The 6,351-nt window shown below is 62.6% G+C and carries 8 protein-coding genes; 5 read left to right on the top strand and 3 right to left on the bottom strand.

Annotated elements, in window-relative coordinates:
* The first annotated feature begins 95 nt into the window (after window positions 1-95).
* Together H5T60_10425 and H5T60_10420 are read left to right on the top strand one after the other, a co-directional pair.
* Complete coding sequence (locus H5T60_10425; GenBank protein ID MBC7242846.1) at window positions 96-248, top strand: hypothetical protein; 153 nt, start codon at window positions 96-98, stop codon at window positions 246-248.
* A 1-nt stretch (window position 249) separates the two neighbouring features.
* On the top strand, window positions 250-924 hold the full coding sequence (locus tag H5T60_10420; GenBank protein MBC7242845.1) for an aspartate/glutamate racemase family protein: 675 nt from the start codon (window positions 250-252) through the stop codon (window positions 922-924).
* Here H5T60_10420 and H5T60_10415 read toward each other — a convergent pair.
* Window positions 921-1,556 (bottom strand): hypothetical protein, encoded by a 636-nt coding sequence (locus H5T60_10415; protein ID MBC7242844.1) that lies wholly within the window; start codon window positions 1,554-1,556, stop codon window positions 921-923. The two genes, H5T60_10420 and H5T60_10415, sit on opposite strands and share 4 nt — an antisense overlap.
* A gap of 464 nt (window positions 1,557-2,020) precedes the next feature.
* Here H5T60_10415 and H5T60_10410 point away from each other — a divergent pair, with 464 nt between their 5' ends.
* The 3 genes from H5T60_10410 to H5T60_10400 all read left to right on the top strand — a co-directional run bounded on the left by H5T60_10410 (window position 2,021) and on the right by H5T60_10400 (window position 5,280).
* On the top strand, window positions 2,021-2,953 hold the full coding sequence (locus H5T60_10410) for a TIGR01777 family protein (GenBank protein ID MBC7242843.1): 933 nt from the start codon (window positions 2,021-2,023) through the stop codon (window positions 2,951-2,953).
* A 96-nt stretch (window positions 2,954-3,049) separates the two neighbouring features.
* The gene (locus H5T60_10405) at window positions 3,050-4,030 is read left to right on the top strand and encodes an aromatic ring-hydroxylating dioxygenase subunit alpha (protein MBC7242842.1); all 981 of its coding nucleotides are present in this window, start codon (window positions 3,050-3,052) and stop codon (window positions 4,028-4,030) included.
* On the top strand, window positions 4,027-5,280 hold the full coding sequence (locus H5T60_10400) for an MFS transporter (GenBank protein ID MBC7242841.1): 1,254 nt from the start codon (window positions 4,027-4,029) through the stop codon (window positions 5,278-5,280). Before H5T60_10405 ends, H5T60_10400 begins: the two co-directional genes overlap by 4 nt.
* Before the next feature lie 36 nt (window positions 5,281-5,316).
* Here H5T60_10400 and H5T60_10395 read toward each other — a convergent pair whose 3' ends face one another.
* Complete coding sequence (locus tag H5T60_10395; GenBank protein ID MBC7242840.1) at window positions 5,317-5,697, bottom strand: hypothetical protein; 381 nt, start codon at window positions 5,695-5,697, stop codon at window positions 5,317-5,319.
* Between the two features lie 71 nt (window positions 5,698-5,768).
* Window positions 5,769-6,351, bottom strand: a 583-nt coding sequence (locus tag H5T60_10390) for a LysE family transporter (GenBank protein ID MBC7242839.1), incomplete at its 5' end; no start/stop codon positions are given.

Raw genomic sequence — 6,351 nt, 5'->3', positions numbered from 1 at the left:
GGGCGGTGCATACCGCCGCGCCGCGTTTATGGCATGTGCATTTGGGAGACAGCAACCGCCTGCCGCCGGGGAAGGGGCACTTCGCCTTTGGGAGGATGCTGCGCGCTCTGGTGGAAGTGGGATACGATCGGTTTCTGTCGGCGGAACTGCTGGCGCGGCCGGACCCGGACACCGCCGGCATACAAACCGCGCTGGCCATGCGCCGGCTGATGCGCCGCTATGCCGGCGGGCAGAGAGGAGCGCCCTGAGATGGCCGAAAGAACGCTTGCCATGGTGCATACGCTGACGGGGGTGGTCTCCCTGTTCGATGGGCTGGCCCAGGAGCTTCTTCCAGATGTGCGCCGTTTCCACATTGTGGACGAGGGAATGCTGAAGGTGGTGCTGGCGGAGGGGGGACCCACGCCGGCGCTCAACCGCCGCCTATGCGAGCATGCTGTGTGGGCGGAGAGCGCCGGCGCGGATGTCATCCTGGTGACCTGCAATTCCATTTCCCCGTGTGTGGATGTGGCACAGCAGGTAGTGCGCGTGCCCGTGGTGAAGATTGACCAGGCCATGGCAGATCGGGCGCTGGAACTGGGCCGGCGCATTGGCGTGGTGGCGACGGCTCCGACGGCGCTGAAGCCGGTCAGCGATCTGGTGCGCAGCCGGGCGCGGGCAAAGGGCATAGGCGAGGTACAAGTGGAGCCGATGCTGTGCGAGGGGGCCTATGCGGCGCTCTTCACCGGCGACCTGGAGACCCATGATCGGTTGGTGCAGGAATGTCTGGAGCTGTTGATGGCCCGCAATGAGGTGGTCTTGCTGGCCCAGGCGTCCATGGCGCGGGCGCTGGAGGGGATGCCGGCGGAGCGCCGGCGTGTTCCAGTGCTGACCAGTCCGCGCCTGGGCATGGAGTACGTGCGGCAGGTGCTGGAGTCGCTGGGTTAATCGCCGCCGGCAGGATGCGTGACGGTCTCGCTGGCACGGGCGCCCGATTCGCTGGGAATGGGACGCCCGTGCCGCGCCAGGAAGGTCTGGCGCGACATCCATATCTCCGTGCGCTGGAGATCCAGGAGCCGGCGGCCCCGCAGGCTGGCCGGGTTGAACGCCCACATCAGCCACCAGGTGTAAAGATTCTCCCAGAACTCGCCGAATTTCCCCAATGGATTATGACAAGGGAAGAATTCAAATCCCAGCCGGCGCAGGAGTTGGGCGCTCCCATCCTGGCCGTCGGGGGACAGGAGCACGGTGACGCCCCCGATGGCCTGGACATCGCGGCAGGCCGGGTTGGAGGTGAGCCATTCGGCCAGCCGGCGCAGGGAGCGGCGCAGGCGGCGTTCGGTCTGCAAGGCCCAGGCCAAGTCCGGGCCGGCCGGGTCTATGGGCGGGATGTGCTCGTTCCACAGGTGGAGTAAGAGGACCGGCGCGCCAGCGGGGATGGTGGTGCCGTCGGAAAGTTGCACCGGGTGGGGGGCCGGCGCGAACTGTACGCGAAAGATGCATTGGGGGTCATCGCAGTACTCGATGACGCCGCTGGCGCGGCGGATGAGATAGTCCAGGAATTTGATGAAGGCGCGCATCAGCGTTCAGGGTTCCCTGAAGGCCAAGCTGTATCATGCGTCCTGATGACAACACTAACCATGATGTGTACCATACCTTTCGTGGCGTCTGGCTCGCCGGGCTTCACTTTCTGCCCTGTGCTGACCATTCCGGGGCCTTCTGAAATGATGAAACGACCATCGGCGGCAACGCCAATCCGGTGATATAGTCGGCCTATGGCCGGGTTGGCAAGCCACAGCGCGATGATATCGCCATCCTTGCCACAGGTCAAGTCTGCTCATGAGTAAGTTGGAAGAGTCATCGGCAGCTTTATACGTTCCCGACAATGCCAACATTTTTGTGCCCTGAACTTGACAATCTTTGATGTCGCTATTAAGAAACATAAAGATGAGGTATTTCGAATGGACAACGCTTGCCCTCCGATGCGTCCTCCTGGGGAAGGCCGGCAGGTGTTGTCGCAATGGCATGAAAGGAGGATCCGGCCATGCACGTGCTGATCACTGGCGGAACGGGGCTAATCGGTCGAGCGCTCACCAGTGCCCTGCTGGCAGACGGTCATCAGGTGACCATCATCTCGCGCGCATCCCAGAGGCCGGCGGGTATACCGGAGCCGGTCGGCATTCTCTCGTGGGAGCAGACAAAGAAACAAGGTTGGGACGCGACACTGCACGGCGTGGATGTGGTGGTGAACCTGGCCGGCGAAAACCTTGCCGGCGCCGGCCTGCTGCCAGAACGCTGGACGCCTCAGAAGAAGGAGCGCATTTTGCGCAGCCGCGTCGAGGTCGGGGAACTGCTGACCCAAGCGATTACCTCTAGCTCTTATAAACCTTCGGTGTTTGTGCAGGCCTCCGCCTCCGGCTACTATGGACCGCGGGGTGACGAAGAGATTACGGAGGAGCATGCGCCCGGAAGCGATTTCTTGGCCGGCGTGGCCAAGGCCTGGGAGGCCTCAACGGCCGGCGTCGAGAGCCAGGGGGTGCGCCGCGTCATCATTCGCACCGGGGTGGTGCTCAGCACGCGGGGAGGGGCGTTGCCTCGGCTGGCACTGACCGTGAGGCTCGGATTGGGAGGGCGGATTGGTTCGGGCCGGCAGTGGGTGCCCTGGATTCATATTGAAGATGAAGTGCGGGCAATCCAATTCCTGATGGAGCAACCGCAGGCCCAGGGTCCATATAATCTGTGCGCGCCACAACCCCTGCGCAATGTCGAACTGATGCGCGCCCTGGGAGAGGTTCTGCACCGGCCCATTTGGCTGCCCATCCCGGCGTTCGCCATGAAGCTTCTGCTCGGGGAGATGTCCGCCGTCCTGCTGGATGGCCAGCGCATGATGCCCTCGCGCTTGCTGGAGGCCGGCTTCGTCTTCCAGCATCCGGAGATCCATACGGCCTTGCGGGACCTGTTCTCTCGCGGCACGTAGAGTTCGAGCATCAGTGTGTGGCAAAATGCCGGTCCACTCCTGGCGCCGGGAGTCAAATCATAACAGCGTATATGCGTCCTACATGGGAGGAGTTGTATGATTCCGAATCAATGGTATGTGGTGCTGGATTCCACTGAGGTGAAGGGGCGCCCCATAGGGGTCACACGTCTGGGTGAACGGCTGGTGTTCTGGCGGGACAGCGCCGGCAAGGTGCATTGTGCGCGTGATAAGTGCGCGCATCGGGGAGCAGCGTTGAGCAAGGGCAAGGTGCTGGGCGATCATATCCAGTGCCCGTTCCACGGCTTTGAATATGCGCCGGATGGGCGAGCGGTCGTCCTGCCGGCGTTGGGGCGGAATACGCCGGCGCCGGAGCGGTTCCACCTTGCCACTTATCCGACCTATGAGGCCCATGGGTTTATCTGGATATGGTGGGGAGAGAAGCCGCCGGCGGACCTCAAACCGCCGCGCTTCTTCGATGATCTCGATGACTCGTTCACCTATGGACAGGTTCGCGACCCATGGAACGCCCATTATTCCCGGGTGATTGAGAACCAATTAGACCCCATTCATCTGCCGTTCGTCCATCATAACACCATTGGGCGCGGCGGAAGGACGATCGTGGACGGGCCTGTCATCCGATGGGTGGATGAGGACATGTTCCGGGTCTATGTGTCCAGCCGGGTGGATGATGGTATCCCCCCACGCCGGCCGGAAGAGGTGGAGATCCGGGATGGCCAGGTCTACCTGGAGTTCATTTTCCCGAATCTCTGGCAGAACCACATCTCGGAAGACGTGCGGGTTGTGGCGGCCTTCGTCCCCGTGGATGAGGAACATACCATCCTCTACCTGCGCTTCTATCAGCGGTTTATCCGGATCCCGGTGCTGCGCGATCTGGTCAACTGGCTGGCGATGCCGTTCAACCGCTTGGTGGCGCATCAGGACCGGCGGGTGGTGGAAACGCAGGTGCCGAAGCCCAGTGCACTGCAAATGGGGGAACAGTTGGTGCAAGGGGATCGGCCGGTGGTGGAATATCGCCGCCGGCGCCACGAATTGCTCCAGCAGGGAGGGCTGCGATGACAGCTCCCTCCACGGCCGGCCGCACAACCCGGGTGACCCTTTCTACCCCAGTGATATTGATCCTGGGGTTTGTGTTCATTGACCTGTTGGGCTACAGCCTGATCCCGCCCCTCCTACCGTACTACGTCACCGCGTTCGGGGCATCCTACGCGACCGTGGGCTTGCTGAGCACCGCGAACGCGCTCGCCCAGTTTGTCGCCACGCCGTTCATCGGCAGGCTTTCGGACCGCTACGGCCGGCGGCCGCTGTTGATCTTCTGCATCGCCGGCACCTTTATCAGCTTCCTGCTGTTGGCATTCGCACGCTCCGTGCCCATGCTGTTATTGAGCAGGGTCACCGATGGGTTGTTCGGAGGCAATATCGCCCTGGCAAGGGCATACATTACCGATGCCACGGACGAGAAGAACCGAGCGCGCGGGCTGGGATTGATCGGCGCGGCGTTCGGATTGGGGTTCATCATTGGGCCGGCGATGGGAGGGTTTTTAAGCCGGTGGGGCTACGCTCTGCCGGCATTCGTTGCCGCCGGCCTCTCCCTGTTGAACCTGATAGCAGTCATCCTCTGGCTGCCGGAATCCCTTTCCGAGGCCCGACGGGCGGAAATGCGGGAAAGGGAACGGCCCGCCATTACCCTGGGAGCGATGCTCCAGGCACTGCGCCGGCCGTGCGCCGGCCCCCTGCTCCATGTGCAGTTATTCTATGCCCTGGCCTTCACCCTCTTCCAATCCAATTTCGCGCTGTTCGCACTGGCAAAACTGCGCTTCAATGCCCAGACTACCAGCTATGTCCTGACATATGTGGGGATATTGGTGGTGTTGGTGCAGGGTGCGGCCATCGGCTTTATCGTGACGCGCGTCCGCGAGCGCCGGCTGATCTTCATCGGAAGCGCGGTGCTAGGCGTAGCGCTCATCCTGTGGGCGTTCTCGTCAAGCCTGGTCTGGCTACTGTTGGTATTGGCACCGTTGGCGCTGGCCTCGGGGGTGCTAAATACCATCGTCACCAGCCAGCTTACGAAAGTGGTGGCGCGCAATGAGACAGGCGGAATTTTGGGCCTGGGCGCTTCCTTTCAATCGCTCGCTCAGATCATTGCCCCCGGGTTGGGAGGACTGCTCATCCAGGGGGTAGGGCCATGGTCTGTCGGCGTCTTGGCCGGCATCCTGATGCTCTGGACCGCCACTTTCGTGTATCGCCATATACTCCGTCAGCCAGAGGGCATGGACCGGGGCGTGACCTGCACTGCGCCGGCGGCATGATGCGCCTGCTTCGCCGATGCGTTCCCGTGACCCCGTCTAGCGAGACCCCAGGATGAGGATACCGAAAATGATAAGCGCCGCGCCCACCCAATGCGCCGGCGAGATGGCCTCGTGAAACAGCCAGGAGGCGGCCACCACCTGAATGCCGATGATAGCCAATCCCTGAATCAGCGGGAAGGCCACATGCAGGGGCAAGTAGCGCAGTAAGAAGGTGAAGATCAGGACAGCGATAAAGCCGGAGAGGTTGCCTACCACCTGCCACAGCAGGAATTCCCGCCAACTGCGCCCCTGGGATGAGAGTTTAAAGGACGAATTCGCGATCACATTGAAGAGGACGTTGCCGACAGTCAGGATGACCGGCATGACCAGCGCCGGCGAGACCAGCCGACCGCCGGAAGCGAACGGCAGACGATGCATGGTGGCCCTCCCTGTTACAGAATGCCCCAACAACCACTTGCCATGATAACACCGATGATCCCCTGGCATTGTCATAGCTCGATCAGAAGGGCCGGCCCCAGTTGGCTCCATACGGCCCAGACGCCGAATCCCACCAGTACCAATCCTGACAGCCGGTTGATCCACGACAAGAGCGCCGGCGTCAGGCGAAAACGCGCCAAGCTTATCATGCTGGAGAGGATCAGCCACCAGGAGATGGAGCCGCAGAAGACGCCGGCGACCAGGCTGGCCGCGGCGCGGTAACTGCCCGCGGCGGAGGGAAGTCCCAGGCCAGCGAACATGGCGGTGAACGCCAGGATGGTGATGGGGTTGGTCAGGGTCAGGAAGAGCGCGGAGCCGTAGGCGCCGGCCAGGCCGCGCGCAGGGGCCTTCGCCTCGCCGGCGCTGGGCCTTGTGAACAGGGTGCGGATGCCCAGGTAGCAGAGGAACGCCCCACCCAGGACACGCAGCCAGGGGCTGATGGATAGCAGGAGCGAGGAAACGAAAACCAGCCCGAAGCCGGCGACACTCCCATAAAAGGCGTCGGCTGTGGCGGCACCCAGTCCTGTCAAAAATCCCTCCCAAAATCCCCCGACAAAGGTGCGCCGGATGCACAGCATACCAATGGGTCCCACC

The sequence above is a fragment of the Anaerolineae bacterium genome (assembly GCA_014360855.1).
In the GTDB taxonomy this organism is placed as follows: Bacteria; Chloroflexota; Anaerolineae; order JACIWP01; family JACIWP01; genus JACIWP01.
The sequence above is the reverse complement of the archived record's forward strand: the minus strand, read 5'-3'. Positions and strand labels throughout refer to the sequence as shown.

What these genes read in the sequence shown, in the direction of transcription:
- H5T60_10395 (MBC7242840.1), bottom strand. Translation starts at nt 5,697, where the DNA reads ATGCATCGTCTGCCGTTCGCTTCCGGCGGTCGGCTGGTCTCGCCGGCG.
- H5T60_10410 (MBC7242843.1), top strand. Translation starts at nt 2,021, where the DNA reads ATGCACGTGCTGATCACTGGCGGAACGGGGCTAATCGGTCGAGCGCTC.
- H5T60_10425 (MBC7242846.1), top strand. Translation starts at nt 96, where the DNA reads ATGCTGCGCGCTCTGGTGGAAGTGGGATACGATCGGTTTCTGTCGGCG.
- H5T60_10415 (MBC7242844.1), bottom strand. Translation starts at nt 1,556, where the DNA reads ATGCGCGCCTTCATCAAATTCCTGGACTATCTCATCCGCCGCGCCAGC.
- H5T60_10405 (MBC7242842.1), top strand. Translation starts at nt 3,050, where the DNA reads ATGATTCCGAATCAATGGTATGTGGTGCTGGATTCCACTGAGGTGAAG.
- H5T60_10420 (MBC7242845.1), top strand. Translation starts at nt 250, where the DNA reads ATGGCCGAAAGAACGCTTGCCATGGTGCATACGCTGACGGGGGTGGTC.
- H5T60_10400 (MBC7242841.1), top strand. Translation starts at nt 4,027, where the DNA reads ATGACAGCTCCCTCCACGGCCGGCCGCACAACCCGGGTGACCCTTTCT.